Origin of the sequence: Specibacter sp. NPDC078692 (assembly GCF_040686835.1) — a bacterium.
Classification (GTDB): Bacteria; Actinomycetota; Actinomycetes; order Actinomycetales; family Micrococcaceae; genus Specibacter.
In genome coordinates this window covers 1-18,749 of sequence record NZ_JBFBLV010000048.1, presented here as the reverse complement: position 1 = coordinate 18,749, position 18,749 = coordinate 1, and the positions used below count along the sequence as shown (strand labels likewise).

Genomic DNA, 18,749 nt, shown 5'->3' with positions numbered 1-18,749 from the left:
GCCGATGAGGGGTACCGCCGGCAAATCCATACCCAGTTGACTGTGCAGGAATCCCGGCATGCCCTGGCCAGACTCATCTTCCACGGCAGGAGGGGGCAGATACGCCAGTCCTACCGGGAAGGCCAGGAAGACCAACTCGGCGCACTCGGTCTGGTGCTGAACGCGGTCATCTTGTGGAACACCCGCTATCTGGACGCCGCGCTCACCGAACTCCGCGACCGCGGCGTCCCCGTCGCCGACGAGGACGTACAACGACTGTCGCCGCTGGTCTCGGAACACATCAACATGCTGGGCCGATACTCTTTCGCCACGGACTCCACCGGCACGCAACTTCGACCCTTCAGGAACCCCGACAAGGACCTGGAGACCTAAACGAGGCGACATTGCCCTGAACATATCTCGGCCGTAGGGGGAACCTTCACTGGGACGGTTCGCCATCACTCATTGGCCAAAACCCCGGTTGCGCGGGTGGCTCACGTCTGCGCAGCGAATTAGAGGTGAACCACCCCGGCAGTTGCGAGCTAAACCGCTACGCGTTCCTGTTGGGTGCTAGTAGTTTGTGCCCATGGCTATACGCACTTCATTGAGGGTTTGGTTTGCCTCAAGGTTGGCTCGTTCGTTGCCCCGTTTGAGAATCTCGCTGACGTAGCCGGGGTCCTTGGCTAATTCTGACCGGCGCTCTCGATGACCGGCAAGGAAGTCGTTGACGGCTTCAGTTGTTAGCTGCTTCAGCGCACCACTTCCTGAATCCCCGATCCTTTCTGCAATCACTTCTGGGGCTTCCCCCAGGCACAGTGCAGCAGTGGAAAGGAGCGCCGAGACTCCGGGGCGCGACTGGGGGTCGAAGGTGATCCTGCGTTCCGCATCGGTGGTGGTGCGCCGGATGACCTGCGCCGTTTCATCCGGTGACATGCCCAGCGCGATGGCGTTACCGTAGCTCTTGGACATCTTGCGCCCGTCAAGGCCCGGCACCTCGGGGGTCGCGGTAATCAGCGCCTCAGGTTCCGGGAAAACCGTGTCGTAGCGTTCGTTGAAACGACGGGCAATCACCCGGGTCATCTCGATATGCGGCAGGTTGTCCTTTCCCACGGGGACTAGGTTCCCCTTGCAGAAAAGGATGTCCGCTGCCTGGTGCACCGGGTAGGTGAGCAACAGCCCACTGAGGGCGCGTCCCGAGGCCGCCAGTTCCGCCTTCACCGTGGGGTTGCGGTGCAGTTCAGCCTCGGTGACGAGGCTGAGAAACGGCAGCATCAATTGGTTCAGGGCGGGCACCGACGAATGGGTGAAAATCGTGGTCTGCTCCGGGTCCATGCCCGCAGCGAGGTAGTCCAGGACGGCCCCGTGCACGAACTCACGCACGCGGGGCATTAGATCGCGGTCCGTGATCACCTGGTAGTCGGCCAGGATCACGAAGGATTCGACCCCGGCTCGTTGGAGCCTCAAACGCTCCACGATGCTGCCAAAGAAGTGCCCCAAATGTAGTGGTCCGGTCGGGCGTTCGCCCGTGAGGACCCGGTAGTTTTGGGGCGCCTCGGCGATGGATTGAGCTAATTCGGTGGAGCGCAGTTGTGTTGTTGCAAATGAGTTCATGGTGATTCCTCTATCTGAGCGTGGGAGGCTGCACAGCGCTGCGGATAGCGGAGAGAAAGTCTTCGCGGGCTGCTGTACAGCCCGCGGACATGATTGAACCGGCTGTTAGGACAGCCACCACCAAGACATGCGGTTAAGGTTCATGTTATCCATACTAAGCCCCGTGGCCTCAGACAATGCGCCAATGACATGAGGTTGTTTTCCACCAAGGCAAAGACAGGGCTTTCACATCCGCAACCGGAACCCGTACCGTTCAGGAAACTACAGATGCGGAATAAGTTGAGCCTATACCTGTATTTTCATCCGTGTTCCACCCGATGGGTGCAGGTGCAGCGGCTCAGTATTGCTCAGCAAAGGGCAGCAAAAACAACGAATCTTTATCATCGAAGTGATCTCACCGTCCCGAAAGGGGTCTGTCCGGCTTGGCGTTTCGGACCGTCCCGTAAGCCGGTCGCTCTTCGGGCTTCGTGAGACCCCTCCCCCGCCATCCGCACCGTCGGGCCGGCAGAGGAGCGTTTAGCCCAGACGATGGCGACGGGCGCGCAGGTACCACAACTGCAACAGCCGATCCGGTCGATCGGCGGCTGAGACACGTCTTGGAAACCTAAGGTGGTCTCAACCGGTCAACGCACCACCTGTGATTCTGAGAGTATCGCGGCCTGGTTCGAGGCTGTGATGTGGGCTTGGTAGAGCTCGTTGGAGCTGGCCCATTTCAGAACCTGCCGGGGACGGTCGTTGATGAGGTTCGCGATGTCATCGAGGTCTTTGGCGGTAAATCGTCGTAGGTCGGAGCCCTTCGTGAGGTACTGGCGGAGCATCCCGTTCGTGTTCTCGTTCGACCCGCGCTGCCAGGGGCTCCCCGGGGCGCAGAAGTAGACGTTCATCCTCAGGTCCGTCGAGAGCTGCTGGTGCTCTGCCATCTCCCGCCCGCGGTCCCAGGTCAACGACCGGCGCAACGGCTCGGGAATTGCCTTGAACGCCTGAGTTAAGGCGACACGTACGGCATCTGCCTTGTATCCGTCGGGGAGATGGACGACTTTGACGGCCCGGGTAGTGCGCTCCACCAACGTCGCCACCGCGGAAGGTCTCTTACCCATGACAAGATCCCCCTCCCAGTGCCCCACCTCGACACGGTCCTCGATCGATGCCGGCCGAGCGGTAATGGGCACCCTGTTCTTCAACCGTCCGCGGCCCAATGACTGCTTCGCCTTCCGTGGCCTGCGGATAGTGCTCCCGGAGCGCAGATGCCGGGACATGCCCCGGTCGAGCTCACGGCGGTAGACGTAATAGATCGACCGGTAGATGCCCTCGTGGGACAGGCGCATGGATGCGTCCTCGGGATACGCCAGCTTCAGCCAGGCCGCGATCTGTTCCGGCGACCATCCCAGGATGAGCTTCGCCTTCACGACCTGCAGCAGCGCCGGTCTCTGCTTGAGCCGGGTCAGCTTCGGTCGCTTTATCCGGACACGGGCTGCCTGCTCGGCCGCTGTTGCCCGATACGCGGCTCGTCCACCGTTTCGCGCCAGCTCCCTCGAAATGCTCGAGTGAGACCGCCCCAGGACCGCGGAGATTCTGCGCAGAGATAACCCTGCAGCAATACCGCGAGAGATTTCCTCGCGCTCTTGACGACTCAGGTGCCGGCGGTTTCGTCGAGGAACATCCGGCTTGATGCCGCCATAGCCCCGGAGGAAGTACTGAACCACATGCGCCGGTTGCCCTACCCGGTGACCGACCTGACGGAACGATTCACCGTCCCGCCATCCCTCCCAGATCGCCTGCTGCTGCTCCATCGTGAACTCCACACGCACCTCCACCACTCATCCTGCCCAAGTAGTGGTGCGTTGACCGGTTGAGACCGCCAAAGCTTTCTAAGACCCTCTAGGCGATCCTGTATTGAAGGGCCACTCCCCCGTCATTCCGTCGCTCTCCTTGTCTTGGAAACGTGTCTCGACGCTTTCTGTCTTAGACAGAGCCGCTTCCGAGCTTTGTGAGCCGCATTATCGGATGAGGTATCTAGAGATCGCTGTGGGCGAGCCGAACATGCTCAAAGAGCTTAGCCTCACGACCCCCGGCTGATATTGCCGAAACGGTGCAGGGGTGGGTGGGTCGTGGTGCGTCAGTGCTGCACATCATCCGTGACAGCTCGGTCATCGGCACGGTCAGGCTCGAGGACAAGGTTCGCGAGGAATCCCGGGCCGCGGTGAAGGCTCTGCAGGCGCGCGGAGTGAAGGTCGCGTGGTTTAGGTGAGCCTATCCTAGGTGGATGGATCCAACCGCCGGGTGTTGACTGCTTCCATGACTGATGCGCAAGCCCCTATTGAGCCCCATGACAGTGGTGTGGCGGCACGGTTGAACTGGTTGCGGGCTGCCGTGCTGGGCGCCAACGACGGGATCGTGTCCACAGCGGCCACGGTGATCGGGGTCGCCGGGGTGACGAACACTCTCGCGCCGATCCTGATCGCCGGTACCGCCGCCGTGGTGGGCGGATCGGTCTCGATGGCCCTGGGCGAATACGTGTCGGTCAGCAGCCAGAAGGACAGTCAGGAAGCACTGATCGAGAAAGAGAGGCAGGAGCTGCGGGAGGATCCCGACGGCGAACTCGACGAGCTTGCCGGGTTGTACGAGGCAAAAGGGCTCACGCCTGCCACGGCCCGGCAGGTTGCTGTCGAACTGACCGGCCATGATGTCCTGGCCGCCCACCTCTCAGCGGAACTGAACATCGACGAACTCGAAGTCGCAAACCCCTGGCATGCGGCGTTCGCGTCCGCTGCAGCGTTCGCGGCCGGTGCCGTCCTGCCGATGCTCGCGATCCTCCTGCTCCCGGCGGACGTCCGCATACCCCTGACCTTCGTCGCGGTCCTGGTGGCACTGACGGTCACCGGGGCTGTCAGCGCCCACGTCGGCGGGAGCTCCCGGCGCCGCGCCATGCTCCGACTCGTCATCGGCGGGGCGCTGGCGATGGCATTCACCTACCTCGTCGGAGCCCTCCTTGGCACCACTGGCATCGCATGATCAATCACTCGCCGATCTGAAGTCACCCAGGTAACTCCCTGCCGGTACTCAGCCAACGCAGCCCCGTCGAGGCCTAGCTTCATAAGCAGGGCTCACACTAACCGCACGTCCCATTCACGTTGAAGGAGTCATCCCATGATCGAAATCGGTGGTCTACCGGCGCACATCCTGCTCATCCACGCCGTCGTGGTCCTCGCGCCGATCGCCGGACTCCTGGCAGTCCTGTTCGCAGTCGCACCCCGGCTGCGCCACCGCCTGGCGTGGCCCCTGGGTATCCTGGCGGTCCTCCTCGCACCACTGTCCCTCCTGACCGCGGAAGCTGGCGAACAACTCGAACGCAGCATGCCCGAATCGGCGCTCATAGAAGCGCACGCAGAGCAAGGAGACCTCTTCAAAGCCCTCGCCCTGGTATTCCTCGTCGTCGTCGCAGCCCAACTCCTCACCGCATTCCCCCAGACCCTGATCCGGCCACAGCGGCTTCGCGGTCTACGAGGTCTTCTCAGCACACGCCCAGTTCAGATCCTCGCCGTCGTCCTCGGCATGGCCGGCGGACTCGTCATCATCTACCAAAGCATCATCACCGGACACTCCGGCTCGGCCTCCGTCTGGGGCGGATAGACCTGTGCGACTGACCGTCTCACGAAAACAGGCCACCCTTACCGGTGCGGTAGGGGTGACCTGTTCGTGTTTCGTGGGGGGGCTCCCCGGGGCGCAGAAGTAGACGTTCATCCTCAGGTCCGTCGAGAGCTGCTGGTGCTCTGCCATCTCCCGCCCGCGGTCCCAGGTCAACGACCGGCGCAACGGCTCGGGAATTGCCTTGAACGCCTGAGTTAAGGCGACACGTACGGCATCTGCCTTGTATCCGTCGGGGAGATGGACGACTTTGACGGCCCGGGTAGTGCGCTCCACCAACGTCGCCACCGCGGAAGGTCTCTTACCCATGACAAGATCCCCCTCCCAGTGCCCCACCTCGACACGGTCCTCGATCGATGCCGGCCGAGCGGTAATGGGCACCCTGTTCTTCAACCGTCCGCGGCCCAATGACTGCTTCGCCTTCCGTGGCCTGCGGATAGTGCTCCCGGAGCGCAGATGCCGGGACATGCCCCGGTCGAGCTCACGGCGGTAGACGTAATAGGGGTGGCTTGTGAAAAAGTGGAATATCCGACGTTAGCGCGATTTTTCGCGAGAAGTATGCAGCCGTTGACCAGCAATCTGTCCCGTTTGAAGCCCAGGGTCCGGTCTTCGCAGGCATCGAGTATCGCAAAGCCCGGAAGTCATTACATTGGCGCGTACACGGCAAGCGTTACAAAATGGGCAGCGTGATTCCGCGGTTCCCAAAACCTAGCTCATGGTGTCTCGCTAACGATCGTTACCGGACGCCCCGCAGGTCTAGAGTCGGATATTTGACGAATTCACAAGCCGCCCATACTAGAAACCTGCCCTTTCTGAAACGTGCGACACAAGGCTATTGTCCCGTGTCACCCGGTTCCCTCTATCACTTGGGCAGGAAGTCGAACGCGCTACCGATTTCGTCCAAGTTCGTCGCGCCTCGCGCCTGGCACACCTCAACTCCATCGTCATCCTCGTCCATTTCACGTTCACCCATCCGTTTGTACGCCTCATCAAGCTCTTCCTTGACGACTTCGTCGTCAGAGAATCTCGCGATCTGGAAGTTGAAGAAGTCCACAGATGAATGGATGAAACTTACAGCGACGACTTCGCCAAGCGTTGGGAGATTCATGATCCGGTAGCTTTGTGCTTCATCATGGTGCGGGCTGTCCGTGACAACATCAAGGATTGTAGAAACCCACCGGACCATCCGGAACAGGCTCAACATCACACCGACCGATGGCTTATACAACTGAATTTCAAGGTCAGGTCTCATGCTCTCGTGGGTAGATTCAAGCTCTAAGTTGATCATTTCCGATTCGATGACATTCGCCAGTGACTCCTTGAGGGCAATTAGCCCGTGCACTTCAGCTGAGACAGAATCCTTTGCTTTTGCCGCAAGTTCACACCACTCTTCATAGGTCTTGACCTCAGCTTTGTCCTTCCAGAGCGAATCCAGGTGCTCGTATCGTCCGCTTCCTTGGGCGAACCGCAGAACTGTCGCTGTGAGCTCTTTTTCAAAGTCACCATCCGGTCGGACGAGGTATTTCGACCTATATTTTGAGGACCCAAAGCCCTCAAGACTCAAATCCGCAACGGCGTCGAGCAGTTTTCCAATCTTGTGTGAATATTTTTGGAGCTCGGGGAACTCTCCCGTAGTTACATATCCGTGGCATGCGATAGCCAGTTTGCACAGGCGCTCTAGTCCGGACGAGTACGAGTACATTCCGACGTGAAGTGCGTAGTTTTGGTCGTCGCTGCCATACATGGCTTCTACAGGGTCGGTAGGGACGGCGGACAGCCTCCGTAGTCCGGTAAGGGTCAGTTCATTGGCGAACTGGGTCTCGACAACAAGATTCTTCCAGGTGGAGGTGATCATCTGACAATTCAATCCTATTCAGGTAAGGGTCTGTGACAGCGGCCATGAAGGGGCAGCTCGTGAATTCGCCAAATATCCGGTTCTAGACCTGCGCGGCATCCGGTTGACCGCCGGGCGTTGCAATACTGATGCCTGCGAAGATTGGACCCAGAGCTTCAAACGGGACAGATCCCCGGTCAACGGCGGCACACTTCTCGCAGAAAACCGCACTAACGTCGGATATTTCACTTTTTCATATTATGGCCGCTATTTCATCCAATACTCTATTGAGGTTAGTTAAATTAGTCCGAGGATCGTCGCCATTTATGCAGGTCAGGGCCCTAATCCGTCTCTGGACTCCACTTGGATATTTTTCTCTACCTTGTCTCCGTGCAGGTCAGAAAGCTTCCTGACCTGCACCCTTGCAATCAGATTGCATCTGATGAAAGATATATTCATCTAATGCAAGATGTGGAGGGGGTGTTTTTGGATGGTCGGGAATAGCTTTGCACCTGGGGCACCGAGTCTGCATCTGATCGGTGATCTGCCCTTGCTGCGGCCGGAGGAACAGGTCTTCACGGCCATGTTGGATGGTTGGCGCAACCAGCAGTTGGCCCGCAACTTGGCATTCTCCACGATCGAGGGTCGTGAGAAGGCGGTGCGAGCATTCGCCCTACATGCCGACGCTTTCCCGTGGGCCTGGACGCCGCTGATGGTGGATGAGTGGATGGGTGATTTGCGGTCGGTCCGGAATCTGCACCACTCCACATTGCGGACCTACCAGGGGACCATCCGTTCCTTTTGCGGGTTTGTGACCGACCCGGGCTATGGCTGGGCGACCATTTGCCAGGATCGCTTCGGCACCCACCCGATACAGGTGATCCACGAGTGGAACGCGGCCGTGCATGTTCAGGAGGCCGAATCTGGCCCGGTGAAGCGTGCCTTCACGCGTGATGAGTTGCAGGCGTTCTTCGATTATGCCGATGAACAGGTTGTGCGGGTGCGCGGGCGTGGATGCAAGGGTTGGTTGCCGGCTTTCCGTGATGCGATGCTCTTCAAGACGGCTTATGCTTTCGGGCTGCGCCGCAACGAGGCGAGGATGCTGGATGTTGTGGATTTTGGCCGCAATCCCCAAGGGTCGGAGTTTGGGGACTACGGCGTTCTCTATGTCCTTCATGGCAAGGCCATGAAGGGCTCTGCGCCCAAGCGCCGCAGTGTGTTGACGGTCTTTAATTGGTCGGCGGAGATTTTGCAGCAGTGGACTGAAGAGGTCCGTCCCTTGTTCTCCACGGCTGGTTCCGGGGCGCTGTGGCCTTCGGAACGTTCCCCGCGTGTGGGATTTACCCAGATGAATACCCGTTTCGGGACCTATCGGGACAGTCTCGGTCTGGATAAGGGTCTGGATTTTCATTCCTTTCGGCGCTCCTACGTCACGCACCTGATCGAGGACGGCTGGGATGCGAGGTTCGTTCAGGAACAAGTAGGACACGAACACGCTTCCACGACCTCGATCTACACGTGTGTCTCTTCAGACTTCCGCACCAGAACACTCCGCCGTGCCCTGGACACCACGCTTGCTGCTGCCTTGCAGCTGGAAAGGAAACTTTGATGAAACGCCAGGTAAGTTACCAATGGAGGCTGCGGGAAGTCATGGCCACCCGGGGGATTTTCAACGCCACCGACCTGTCCCCGCTACTGCTTCAGCGCGGCATTGAGCTGTCCTCGGTGCAGGTCTGGCGGCTGGTTACTCAGGTCCCGGAGCGGCTTTCTCTGCCAGTTCTTGCCGCGCTCTGCGACATCCTGGATGTGACCCCTGCCGAGCTGATCGCCACCCGGGCAGAGGCCGTGGCTCCACGCCGCACGGCCACCGGTGGTGCCGAGGTCGTGGATCTCGCGGCCACTATCCGGCCCAAGCGTGCCCGGATCACCCCCGCACGGTGAGTCCGTCCTACGACAGCCGTGAAAAGTATGAGCGGTGGCATATACGGATCTGCGCTCGTTGCGGCCGGCAAGCTGCCAAGGCGGCGAACTGGTCAGATGGGCCAATCTGTCGGAACTGCCTCGATAAGGCCAGCCGCACCTACGGTTCCTGCACCGGCTGCGGTACGGAGCGTCTATTGCCGGGCCGGGACAGCACTGGCCAACCTGTTTGCCGAGATTGTGCAGGAATTAGCCGCGATTTCTTCTGCGATCGTTGTCATTTTGAGGGACGTTTACTTGGTGGAAGGTTGTGCGAACGCTGCACCCTCACTGACCGTCTGCGCTCACTGCTCGATGATGGAACCGGCCGGATCCATCCGCCACTGATCCCGCTTTTTGATCAGCTCAGGACCATGCAGAAGCCTGTCTTGGGGCTGGGCTGGATCCAGAGTGCCCAGCCCCACGCGATGCTCAGAGATATTGCCGCCGGGCGACTTGCCTTGACCCATGAAGCATTCCAGCAAGTACCCAATTGGAGAAGCGCTGCCTATCTACGCGATCTGCTCATGCAAAGCGGAGTCTTGCCGCTCAAAGACAGGCAACTCCTCCTCTTTGAACGATGGCTGGAGACCCATCTGGGCGCCGTGGCCGATCCCGACCATGCCAAGCTGCTGCGCCGTTTCGCCACCTGGCATCAACTACGCAAGCTACGGGCCAAAGCAGCTAAAGCCCCGCTGGGCGATTCGACAGTCCGGGAAGCCCATGAGCAACAAATCCAGGCTTTGGCGTTCCTGAACTGGCTCAACCACCGCGGCACCGCCGTAAACGACACCCGGCAAGGCGATCTGGACGCCTGGCAAAGCGAGAACTATTTCACGCGCCGGGCGTCCCACGCATTCCTGACCTGGTGCATGAACACGGGCCGCATGCCCGTCCTGACCATCCATTCCCGACAAGCGGCGCGTCAGGCGCCTATGAGTCAACACCACAGAATCAACGCCATCCGACGCCTTCTCGCCGAGGAGAATATCCCGCTGCATGCCAGAATAGCGGGCCTGTTGGTTCTGCTCTACGCCCAGCCTGCAACACGCATCGTCAGGCTCACGGTCGGGGACATCACCACAGATTACAACACCACCACCATCCGGTTTGGTGATCCTCCGACACCGGTACCCGAATCAGTGGCCCGGCTCCTGCAGGACTACCTGACGAACCGCATCAACCTGGACGCCGCAACCAACCCCGGATCCCACTGGCTCTTCCCCGGACAACGCGCCGGTCAACCCATTCACCCGGTCACCCTCCGGGCCTTCCTGCACAAACAAGGCATCCCACCCCAACGCGGACGAACCTCCGCACTACGACACTTAGTGCTCCAAGTACCGGCCCCCGTCCTAGCCCAGGCGCTCGGCTACCACCACACCAGCAGCACCAGAATCGCCGCAGAATCCGGTTCCCCTTGGTCCGGCTACGCATCAGGAGGCCACGACTAGGCAACCGCAGACGGAATCCAGAAACCACACGAAAGCAGGCAACTCTAATACAGACCATCACCAGCAAGCCCCAAAAAAAGATTTGTCACTTGTGAGACGTTTTGGTTTCACAGGACATAAGTAGGCATAAGGGAAGCAGTTGCATGGGAATTGGGGGGAGACATGGAGCACTATACGGATATCGAGACCGACCGCAACATGTCTCTTGACATTGCGTTGCTGTCCCTAGTCCAGTCCGGAGACAGGGATGCCTTCCGGCAGATATATGAACGCCACTTCAAGGCGGTGGCGTGGATCGCTTTGAGGTTCCTTGGCTCCAAAGAGCTCAGCGAAGATGCCGTTCAAGCAACGTTTCTCGTTCTGTGGCAGAAGTCGAAAGAGATCGTTCTCGCCGACTCGTCACTCATGCCGTGGCTTGCGACAGTGTGTAGGTTGCAGTGCCGCAATATCCAGAAGAAAGAATGGCGACGAGACCACACCTCCATCGATGATTTCCCCCAACTCCAAGCGGGGGATCGCTCCCTTGAGGATCAGGTCATCGATGCGGCACTGATCCAGAGCCTTGATCGCGAGATTTCCAAAATGTCCCAGGTCGACCGCGAAATTTTCCGGCTCTGTCTCATCGAAGGATTCAGCTACGACAGTGCCGCCCAGAGCTTGGGCATAACGAAGTCATCCGTTCGCAACAGGCTTTCCCGCCTGAAGTTGAAACTCCGTACTTTTCTCACAGCAAAAAATTGAAGGAGGAACCATGTCTAACTCATATGACCGTCAGTGGCCCTCAGATGCAGATATGGACCGGATCTGGGATTCCACTCAGACGGCCATTACCAAGCAGGCAAAGACCGCCCACCGGCGTAAAGTCACCCTGATCGCCGGATCTGGCGCCCTGGCACTGGGCATCACGGCAGGTGCAATTATCATTCCAGCTACACAAACTCAACTGGATTCAACGGCACGCTGCTACAGCGACCAGAGCACGGAATCCCAGTATTCCGACGTAGCCCTAGCAGACGGCCAAGCGGAGCTCAACCAGTCCAGCGCCATAACCAACTGTGGAGCAGCCTGGGCCTACGGAAACATCACCCTCGGGCAGGTCCACATCACGGACAACCAACAGCCAATCGCCGCGGCCCCGCCGTTAGGCGTATGCCTCCAACCCAACGACATCTTGGCAGTGTTTCCACTCACCAGTGCAGCTGGGACGGTCCTGACCCCAGAGGAACTTTGCCAGAAGCTCAGTCTACGTGCAGCAACCAAATAATTGAGTTTGGGTGCCAGCTAATCCGCTAAGAAAAGTGCTGGCGCCCAAACTGGACAGACCACTAGAGAAACCTCTAATTGTGTCGAAAATCATCATACGTCACTACTGAGGGGTTCAAATGAAAGTTTCAAAACAACACTAAAACTGTCTGTGTCCGTTGTGGCGGCTGCGCTGATCGGGATGTTCTCCATCGCCCCGGCCAGCGCCTCAACACAGAAGGGAGAAAGCGCCGATGCGAGCAATCAGGTTTGCGTCGCCCAGATTGAGACCGGAAGCCAAACTTGCTACACCGAGGGAACAGACTGAGCAAGCGCAACCGAAAAGCTGACCGGCACGCCCGTGATTGTCGCTGCCACCGCAGCCGAATACAAGGCGAGCTACGATGCTCTGGCGTCTCGATCCCGCACGGTCTCACCCATGGCCGTGACCATCATTCTCGGGTACATCTATGACGACATCAACTACGGCGGGGGCAGCACCTACATCACCGGTCAGGCTGGCTCCGGCAGCTCTTGCGGCGGTCAAAACTGGTACTACAACAACCTCGGAACAATCGGCTGGAACGACCGGGCAAGTGCCATGCAACCCCGCAGTGGATGCAATATGAACATCTGGGAGAACGCCAACCAAGGAGGCGCCCATGTAGGAGGATATTCCAACAATCCTTGGTTGGGTGTTCTTAGCGACAAGGGAACCTCCCTGTCCTGGACGCCATAAGTCCCACAATCTTCGGTGGCGTGGCTAGAAAACGAACGGTTCTAGCCACGCCACCGATGCATCAGCTACCACACCAGCCAAGTGCATCCCTGTTCTGGAACCGAGACCCGCTCCGCTGGGACCTACCGGCTCAATGAACAACGCCTAGATTTCGCGAAACGTGACCGTCCCACAAGCTATGTCAACGTCGCTCCAAATGGCCCCGTACAGAAGAAACTTTCGGCACGGTACAGGCGTGGATATTGATTACACCCGCTTCTGGACAACAAAACAAGACCTTGCGCGGCTGCTGGCCGCCTCGGCATCCCTCACGAATAAATCCACGTGGATAAGCAATCCTGTGCCACCACGGCCCGTCCAGGGCTCGCAGCCGCCTTGGCGCACGTCCGCGACGGGGACGTTCTGGTGGCGCATACTCGGGACCTGGACACCGCAGCCGGGGTCCTGAGGTGGCAGGAATACAGACCACTTGAATAGCGGTGGCTACCAGTAAGCCACCCCGTCATATGCGTTTTGCGGTGATTTCGCGGCTGGGATAGCACATGCCAAAGGAGTGTTGCTGCGGCTCGGGTGTAGTGATGGTATCAGCGGCGCAACCTCTCATTAGATGGGAGATTCTTGTGTAGAGTTTGATCCGTGAATATTGAAGCCGGCCGGATTCCGGCCGTTCTGACCACCGCCAATGATGCGGCCCAGGGTCAGGTTGTTATGAATGAAGGGCTGGATACGGCCATGTCTGCGCCTCCTTCTGTAGCTGTCTGCGGCCCCGCATCGTGGAATCAACTCATCCTCCTCGACCACCTTCCGGAACCTGTCCCCCACATGCAGTTTGCCCGCCGCTCGTGGCACACCATCGGAGGGACCTCCGCTGGCAAGGCCCTGCATCTGGCCGGCCTGGGCATCAAAGTGCGGATGTGTTCGCCGCTTGGAACTGATGCCGAGGGGCAGCGGATCCGCAGCGCCCTTACGGCAGCCGGGGTGCACGTCGAGCCCTTGGCGTCCGAGCAGACCGAACGCCACGTCAATTTGATGTCCGACGGCGGCAAACGGGTGTCGCTGTACGTTGCGGTTCCGTCGACGCCCACCGAGCGCGAACTCAGCATCGCGGCTGAGGCGGTGGCCGCCGCCGACGTCGCCGTCGTTGACCTCAGCGAACTTGGTGCGCTCCTGTTGCAGCGCTTGGACGCGCAGGAGACGCCCATTTGGGCGGACCTTCACGACTATGACGGATCGTCAGAATTCCACGAACCGTTCCTTCGCGCTGCCACAACGGTGTTCATGAGTGACGACAATGCAGAAGACCCGTGGGACCTTATGCGTTCCTGCCTGGAACGCGGCCCCCGCTTGGCCGTTTGCACCCGCGGAGCAGAGGGTGCAATTGCACTGGAGGCATCCGGGGCGCGGCACGAGGTCAGCGCTCTTCCCGCCGAGGTTGTTGATACCAATGGTGCTGGTGATGCCTTCATGACCGGTTTCCTGGCCGCGACACTCCGCGGTGCCACCATTGACGATGCCCTGACGGTAGCCGCGACTCAGGCCCGCACTGCGATTGAAAGTAAGCATCTGCACCCGAAACTGTCCGAGCTACTGACCTAACTGTGGCGTAGCTCGATATCCAGGGTCTCCTTCTCGACAAAGTCCAGCGCGCTTCTGACCGCACCCATGGTCACCACCGAATCACCCAGGGGTGAAACGGCCAGCCGTGGAGGGGTCGCGGTGAATTGGGGCAGTTGCTCAGCAATTGGGTCCATCAGTGCGCCTGCAGACTTGGCAACTGCACCACCTATCACCACAAGCTCCGGGTTGTGGATGGTAGCGACGGCCCCGATGACCCGTGCCATGCGATCGGCAAGCCGATCCAGAATCCGCCGTGCCACAGCGTCACCTTGGCGAGCGGCGGCGAAGACGTGTTCAGCTCCAATTGCTTCGGCAGGATATTCGCGGAGCAGCGTGTCATCACGTCCAGCGAGGGCCTCCGCAGCCCAGGTGCGTGCCATCAGGGCAATGCCAAAGGTGTCCCCTACCCCCTCGACTTGTTTGAGGAATGCCAGCTCGCCGGCGCCTCCGCCACAACCATGCAGAAGCCTGCCGTCGTCGATCACTCCGGAACCAAATCGCTCACTGGCGAGGATAACCACGACGTCGTCCACCCCCACCGCTGAACCGCGCCAACGCTCGCCCAGGGCCGCCAGGTTTCCGTCGTTGGCGAGCAACACTGTCCATCCGTGAAGATCCTTCAGTGCCGATTTCAAGCCAACGTCCAGAAGAGCCCAGAAGGGTTGAGTCACCAATACATCGCCGTTACGGCCCACCGGAGCCGCAATTCCGGCACTGACTGCGAGAACCGCGCCGGGGGTGACGCCTGCTTTGCGGAGGGCATCACACGCAGTGCTGTCTATGGCTGATACACGCTCGTGGGGACTTATATCCGAACCCGGAATGCTGTCATCGGCCGTGATCTGAACTCCACGGAACTGCTGGCTCGCCCTACCGACGATTTCACCGCGAAGGTTGGACACGACGGCCGTCACCTTGGAGACACCCACATCCAGGCCAATGACGTATCCCGCTTCCTGGTTCAGAACGAATCGTCGGGCCGGCCGCCCTTTGAGGTACTCACCAAACTCGCGTTGGTTTTCAAGCTCCGTGATCCAACCCCGGTCCATAATCTCTTCACATACAGATATGGCAGTAGCCCGGGCGAGCCCGGTGCCCTCCATGACGTCCGAGATCGTCACGATGGTGGAGGCCCTCATGAAGTCCAAGACTGATCTGAGGCTTGCCCGCCTAAGCATCTGCGGCATGGGGGAGGAGGAAGGGGCACTCATCGGGTCTTGACCTCTCTGTAGCTCAGGTCACATAATACTTGAGGCACTAAATTTTGAGTCCAAATTAACTTCGGAGACACAATGAATGAAGCCCCGGACCACCCAGGAAACCCCGCCACCAGCGAATCCGCCCTGGACCGCTGGAATACCCTGTGGGAGCCCGCCGCGCGTCGGTACCAGCCCGTCGTCGACCATTCGACGCCTCCCGCACTTTTCGCAGCCCCCTCATCATCATCAGAGCCGACAGTACAGCTCTAGCTCGGCCACCGTCCTCGTCCCCACGCTTTGACCTGTCATAAACCAGCCCTTCCGCACGCGAGTTTTTCGTGCCGAAGACGCACTTTCGCCGATCTGCAAGCGCTTCCAGTTTTTACTAAGTTGCTCTTGTTTATCGGCCGAACTCCGCCTACCTTGATGGGTAGCCGTCATCGTGACGCGGCCGCCCGTTCCGCACGGGCGGCGTCAGTCGCTGCCAGGACTCCCGGCCTGTAGCGGCCCCCTCATTGAGGAGACTTCACCTCTATGCCAGCACACGACGAGGACGTCGCAGTCCACTCTTCCGTCAAAAGGAAGCGTTTTCAGTTCTTAGCCAGTATGGTCCTCATGGCCTTCTTCGGCACCCTCTTTTCCTCCACAGCCACTGCTCCGCCAGCCCAAGCCGCAGCTCCCGGGCCCAAAGACGCCACCGCGGTGATGTTCTCCTGGACATGGAACGCCATAGCCCGCGAATGTACCGAGAACCTCGGCCCGGCCGGATACGGATACGTGCAGACATCTCCCCCGCAAGAACACGTCCAAGGTCCGGAATGGTGGACCCACTACCAGCCCGTCAGCTACAAGGTTGAGTCCCGGCTCGGCACTCGGGCCGAGTTCAAGCAGATGGTGGACACCTGCCACACCGCTGGCGTGAAAGTGATCGCGGACGCCGTGATCAACCACATGTCCGGAAAGAGCGCCGGAGGAACCGGTTGGGCGGGAACCATATTCCAGCACTACGACTACCCCGGAAACTACCAAGGGCAGGACTTTCACTCGTGCCGAAGGGACATCGCCAACTACCAGAACCGATGGGAAGTCCAGGAGTGCAATCTGGTCAACCTCTCTGACCTCAACACCTCCTCCCCCTACGTTCAGGGAAGAATTGCCGGATACCTCAATGACCTGGTGGGCCTGGGGGTTGACGGGTTCCGGATTGACGCAGTCAAACATATTGCGGCCAGCGACATGCAAGGAATTCTCTCCAGGGTCAACGACCGCGCAAGGCTCTATGTGGTCCAGGAAGTTATCCGAGCCAACGAACCGATCCAGCCGGAGGAATACACCAGCAACGGTGATATCCACGAGTTTGCGTACGCCCGCAAACTCAAAGAGGCCTTCAACGGCGGGAATATCAACTGGCTGATCACGGGCAATGGCATCGGCCCCAGCTGGGCAGGCTTCCTTCCTCAACAGAACGCCGCAGTCTTCGTCGATAACCATGACACTGAGCGCAATGGTGAGACACTCACCTACAAGGACGGGGCAAACTACGATCTTGCCCAGATCTTCACACTGGCGTGGAACTACGGGTCCCCGTCGATCCATTCGGGTTATTCCTTCTCCAACAATGAGACAGGACCGGCGGTTGCCTCGAACGGGGAAGTCATGGATCCCGTGTGCGGCCAGAACGGCTGGACCTGCAAGCATGCGCAAACCAACATTGAAAACATGGTGGGCTTCCGCAATACAAGCCATGCGGCGCCGATCGTCAATAAGGCCCGGTGCTCCTGAAGGTGTCGTGAGCCGCCAAGTTTGGTTTAGTTGGCGGCATGGCGGATGTATTGGTAGACGGTTTCGCGGCTGATGCCGTATTCGCGGGCCAGGGCGGCTTTCGGTTCTCCGGCAGCGGCGCGTCGGGTCAGTTCTGCCGCCTGCTCGGTGGAGAGGGCTTTCTTGCGTCCCCGGTAGGCGCCCCGTTTTTTGGCGAGGGCTATGCCTTCGCGTTGGCGTTCACCGATGAGGGCGCGTTCGAATTCTGCGAACGCGCCCATGACGGAGAGCATGAGGTTTGCCAGGGGCGAGTCTTCGCCGGTGAAGACGAGGTTTTCCTTCAGGAATTCGATCCGCACGCCCTTCCTGGTGAGTTTTTGCACCACGGCGCGCAGATCATCGAGGTTGCGGGCCAACCGGTCCATGCTGTGTACGAGAACGGTGTCCCCGTCGCGGGCAAACCTCAGCAGTTCCTCCAGCTGGGGCCGTTTCGTGTCCTTGCCCGATGCCTTGTCCGTGAACATCCTGGCGACCTGGATGTTCTCCAGTTGACGCTGTGTGTTTTGGTCCAGACTGCTGACGCGGATGTATCCCAGACGCTGACCGCTCACAGTACCTCCACGATTGAAACTGTCAGGATGAAATCTAAGACCCTCGGCACCGTGTGTCAATAAAAAGAAAAAATGACTTTACCCTGACAGATGAAACGGCGTAGTTCCTGACGTCCATTTGGGGTGTACCCCAACCAGACGGTCGATTAGATTCCCGCGGGTGTGAAGGAGTCAGCCGGCCGCGAAGTGTAGGGCGGTCGCAGGGGCAAGGCGGCAGCTTGGTAGATTCCCAGAACAGTGCAGGACAATTACAGGCACCTTGATCCTGATTTCCAACTGAAAGAATTTGTGGAGTCGTCAAGCGGATGAGGCAGTAAGTGGCTGTGCGGAAGTTTTCAATGAGTCAACGGGCAGTCTATCTTTTCGCCCGTCCTGCATGTTGAATAGGGTTGAGCGCACATCACTGCATGTGCGCTCAAATTACCGGTTGTGGATGCGTGAGGCGCATCACCGGTAGGGGGGATACGTCGGGGGGAGACGATATGAAGGTCGAGTTTGTACAGCCGGTTGCTGTGCAGGATGATCCCATCTTTCGTGTTCGTTTGTGGACACCACCTGCTAGGGATGGCTTTGCGTGGAGCGTGGACGATTGGGAGCTCACCGAGTGCGATCTTGATGAAGTACTCGATTGGGCGAGGCAGCGTTCGGACGGTAACCCGTTTGAGCTGTATGTGCGGGCTGGCTCACCGGATTTCTACCATCTTCGAGGTAGACCAGCTGACGGCGGCGGCACTCAAGAGACCATCATTCTTCACACCGATTCATCGGAAAACCAATGAAAGGTGTACTTATGCGTACTAAGAAGCCCAACACCGGCAGACGACGTAGTCTTGCCATCCGCTGGAGAGCCGCAGTGGTGGGAACGCTGTCGATAGCCTTTGCCCTCACAGGACTGGGGGTCTGAGGAAGAGCGGTACGGAAATTCACGCTAAGGTGTCAGCGGCCTGTTGAATGGGTGGCATGGCGGTCGATTTTCTAAGTGATGAGCAGGTTGCAGGGTTCGGCGGATTCCCCGACGAGGTACCAGCGGAGGACCTGGAACGCTTCTGTTGGTTGGACGACGCCGACCTGTCGGTGGTTGGTCGCCGCCGGGGAATG

The 18,749-nt window shown here is 59.3% G+C and carries 20 protein-coding genes and 2 pseudogenes; 16 read left to right on the top strand and 6 right to left on the bottom strand.

Features of this window, described 5'->3' with window-relative positions; all coding sequences use genetic code 11:
* A partial coding sequence (locus AB0O97_RS19495; RefSeq protein WP_363884882.1) for a Tn3 family transposase occupies positions 1-372 on the top strand: 372 nt, incomplete at its 5' end.
* Between the two features lie 177 nt (positions 373-549).
* Here the strand turns inward: AB0O97_RS19495 and trpS are convergent.
* Both trpS and AB0O97_RS19485 read right to left on the bottom strand, forming a co-directional pair.
* The gene (trpS, locus tag AB0O97_RS19490; protein WP_363884880.1) at positions 550-1,590 is read right to left on the bottom strand and encodes a tryptophan--tRNA ligase; all 1,041 of its coding nucleotides are present in this window, start codon (positions 1,588-1,590) and stop codon (positions 550-552) included.
* 623 nt (positions 1,591-2,213) lie between these two features.
* The gene (locus AB0O97_RS19485) at positions 2,214-3,407 is read right to left on the bottom strand and encodes an IS30 family transposase (protein ID WP_363884878.1); all 1,194 of its coding nucleotides are present in this window, start codon (positions 3,405-3,407) and stop codon (positions 2,214-2,216) included.
* A gap of 199 nt (positions 3,408-3,606) precedes the next feature.
* Here AB0O97_RS19485 and AB0O97_RS19480 point away from each other — a divergent pair.
* From AB0O97_RS19480 to AB0O97_RS19470, 3 genes and pseudogenes are all read left to right on the top strand, one after another.
* Positions 3,607-3,826: pseudogene (locus AB0O97_RS19480) on the top strand (heavy metal translocating P-type ATPase); the annotation flags it as partial.
* A 59-nt stretch (positions 3,827-3,885) separates the two neighbouring features.
* Positions 3,886-4,602: a VIT family protein gene (locus AB0O97_RS19475; RefSeq protein ID WP_363884877.1), complete on the top strand. Its 717-nt coding sequence runs from the start codon at positions 3,886-3,888 to the stop codon at positions 4,600-4,602.
* A 135-nt stretch (positions 4,603-4,737) separates the two neighbouring features.
* Positions 4,738-5,220 (top strand): hypothetical protein, encoded by a 483-nt coding sequence (locus AB0O97_RS19470; protein WP_363884875.1) that lies wholly within the window; start codon positions 4,738-4,740, stop codon positions 5,218-5,220.
* Positions 5,221-5,304: 84 nt separating this feature from the next.
* Here the strand turns inward: AB0O97_RS19470 and AB0O97_RS19465 are convergent.
* Both AB0O97_RS19465 and AB0O97_RS19460 read right to left on the bottom strand, forming a co-directional pair.
* Positions 5,305-5,763, bottom strand: a pseudogene (locus AB0O97_RS19465) (IS30 family transposase); the annotation flags it as partial.
* A gap of 334 nt (positions 5,764-6,097) precedes the next feature.
* Entirely contained in the window at positions 6,098-7,090 is a 993-nt protein-coding gene (locus AB0O97_RS19460; RefSeq protein WP_132365259.1) for a hypothetical protein, read from the bottom strand.
* Positions 7,091-7,559: 469 nt separating this feature from the next.
* Between AB0O97_RS19460 and AB0O97_RS19455 the strand changes: the two genes are divergently transcribed.
* The 9 genes from AB0O97_RS19455 to AB0O97_RS19415 all read left to right on the top strand — a co-directional run bounded on the left by AB0O97_RS19455 (position 7,560) and on the right by AB0O97_RS19415 (position 14,059).
* Entirely contained in the window at positions 7,560-8,678 is a 1,119-nt protein-coding gene (locus tag AB0O97_RS19455; RefSeq protein WP_363884873.1) for a site-specific integrase, read from the top strand.
* Positions 8,678-9,010, top strand: coding sequence for a helix-turn-helix transcriptional regulator (locus tag AB0O97_RS19450; protein ID WP_104111875.1), 333 nt, complete (start codon positions 8,678-8,680; stop codon positions 9,008-9,010). Before AB0O97_RS19455 ends, AB0O97_RS19450 begins: the two co-directional genes overlap by 1 nt.
* Before the next feature lie 96 nt (positions 9,011-9,106).
* A complete protein-coding gene (locus AB0O97_RS19445; RefSeq protein WP_146073263.1) occupies positions 9,107-9,376 on the top strand; it encodes a hypothetical protein in 270 nt (89 codons plus the stop codon).
* A 26-nt stretch (positions 9,377-9,402) separates the two neighbouring features.
* Positions 9,403-10,482, top strand: coding sequence for a hypothetical protein (locus AB0O97_RS19440; RefSeq protein WP_363840946.1), 1,080 nt, complete (start codon positions 9,403-9,405; stop codon positions 10,480-10,482).
* Between the two features lie 162 nt (positions 10,483-10,644).
* Entirely contained in the window at positions 10,645-11,223 is a 579-nt protein-coding gene (locus AB0O97_RS19435) for a sigma-70 family RNA polymerase sigma factor (protein WP_104111873.1), read from the top strand.
* Positions 11,224-11,233: 10 nt separating this feature from the next.
* Complete coding sequence (locus tag AB0O97_RS19430) at positions 11,234-11,746, top strand: hypothetical protein (RefSeq protein ID WP_104111872.1); 513 nt, start codon at positions 11,234-11,236, stop codon at positions 11,744-11,746.
* Positions 11,747-12,085: 339 nt separating this feature from the next.
* Entirely contained in the window at positions 12,086-12,463 is a 378-nt protein-coding gene (locus AB0O97_RS19425; protein WP_363884871.1) for a hypothetical protein, read from the top strand.
* A gap of 324 nt (positions 12,464-12,787) precedes the next feature.
* Positions 12,788-12,940 carry a hypothetical protein gene (locus AB0O97_RS19420; RefSeq protein ID WP_181036215.1) on the top strand — a complete coding sequence of 51 codons (153 nt, stop codon included), beginning with the start codon at positions 12,788-12,790 and terminating at the stop codon, positions 12,938-12,940.
* Between the two features lie 159 nt (positions 12,941-13,099).
* On the top strand, positions 13,100-14,059 hold the full coding sequence (locus tag AB0O97_RS19415; protein ID WP_363840951.1) for a PfkB family carbohydrate kinase: 960 nt from the start codon (positions 13,100-13,102) through the stop codon (positions 14,057-14,059).
* Here the strand turns inward: AB0O97_RS19415 and AB0O97_RS19410 are convergent.
* The gene (locus AB0O97_RS19410; RefSeq protein ID WP_363884869.1) at positions 14,056-15,291 is read right to left on the bottom strand and encodes an ROK family protein; all 1,236 of its coding nucleotides are present in this window, start codon (positions 15,289-15,291) and stop codon (positions 14,056-14,058) included. The two genes, AB0O97_RS19415 and AB0O97_RS19410, sit on opposite strands and share 4 nt — an antisense overlap.
* A gap of 81 nt (positions 15,292-15,372) precedes the next feature.
* Between AB0O97_RS19410 and AB0O97_RS19405 the strand changes: the two genes are divergently transcribed.
* Positions 15,373-15,549 carry a hypothetical protein gene (locus tag AB0O97_RS19405; protein WP_363884867.1) on the top strand — a complete coding sequence of 59 codons (177 nt, stop codon included), beginning with the start codon at positions 15,373-15,375 and terminating at the stop codon, positions 15,547-15,549.
* A 264-nt stretch (positions 15,550-15,813) separates the two neighbouring features.
* Positions 15,814-17,061 (top strand): alpha-amylase family glycosyl hydrolase, encoded by a 1,248-nt coding sequence (locus tag AB0O97_RS19400; protein WP_363884866.1) that lies wholly within the window; start codon positions 15,814-15,816, stop codon positions 17,059-17,061.
* A gap of 26 nt (positions 17,062-17,087) precedes the next feature.
* On the opposite strand, the gene AB0O97_RS19395 is transcribed toward AB0O97_RS19400, so the two are convergent.
* Positions 17,088-17,651: a recombinase family protein gene (locus AB0O97_RS19395; protein ID WP_363884864.1), complete on the bottom strand. Its 564-nt coding sequence runs from the start codon at positions 17,649-17,651 to the stop codon at positions 17,088-17,090.
* Between the two features lie 482 nt (positions 17,652-18,133).
* Between AB0O97_RS19395 and AB0O97_RS19390 the strand changes: the two genes are divergently transcribed.
* Positions 18,134-18,430, top strand: coding sequence for a hypothetical protein (locus AB0O97_RS19390; protein WP_363884863.1), 297 nt, complete (start codon positions 18,134-18,136; stop codon positions 18,428-18,430).
* Positions 18,431-18,749: the final 319 nt, after the last annotated feature.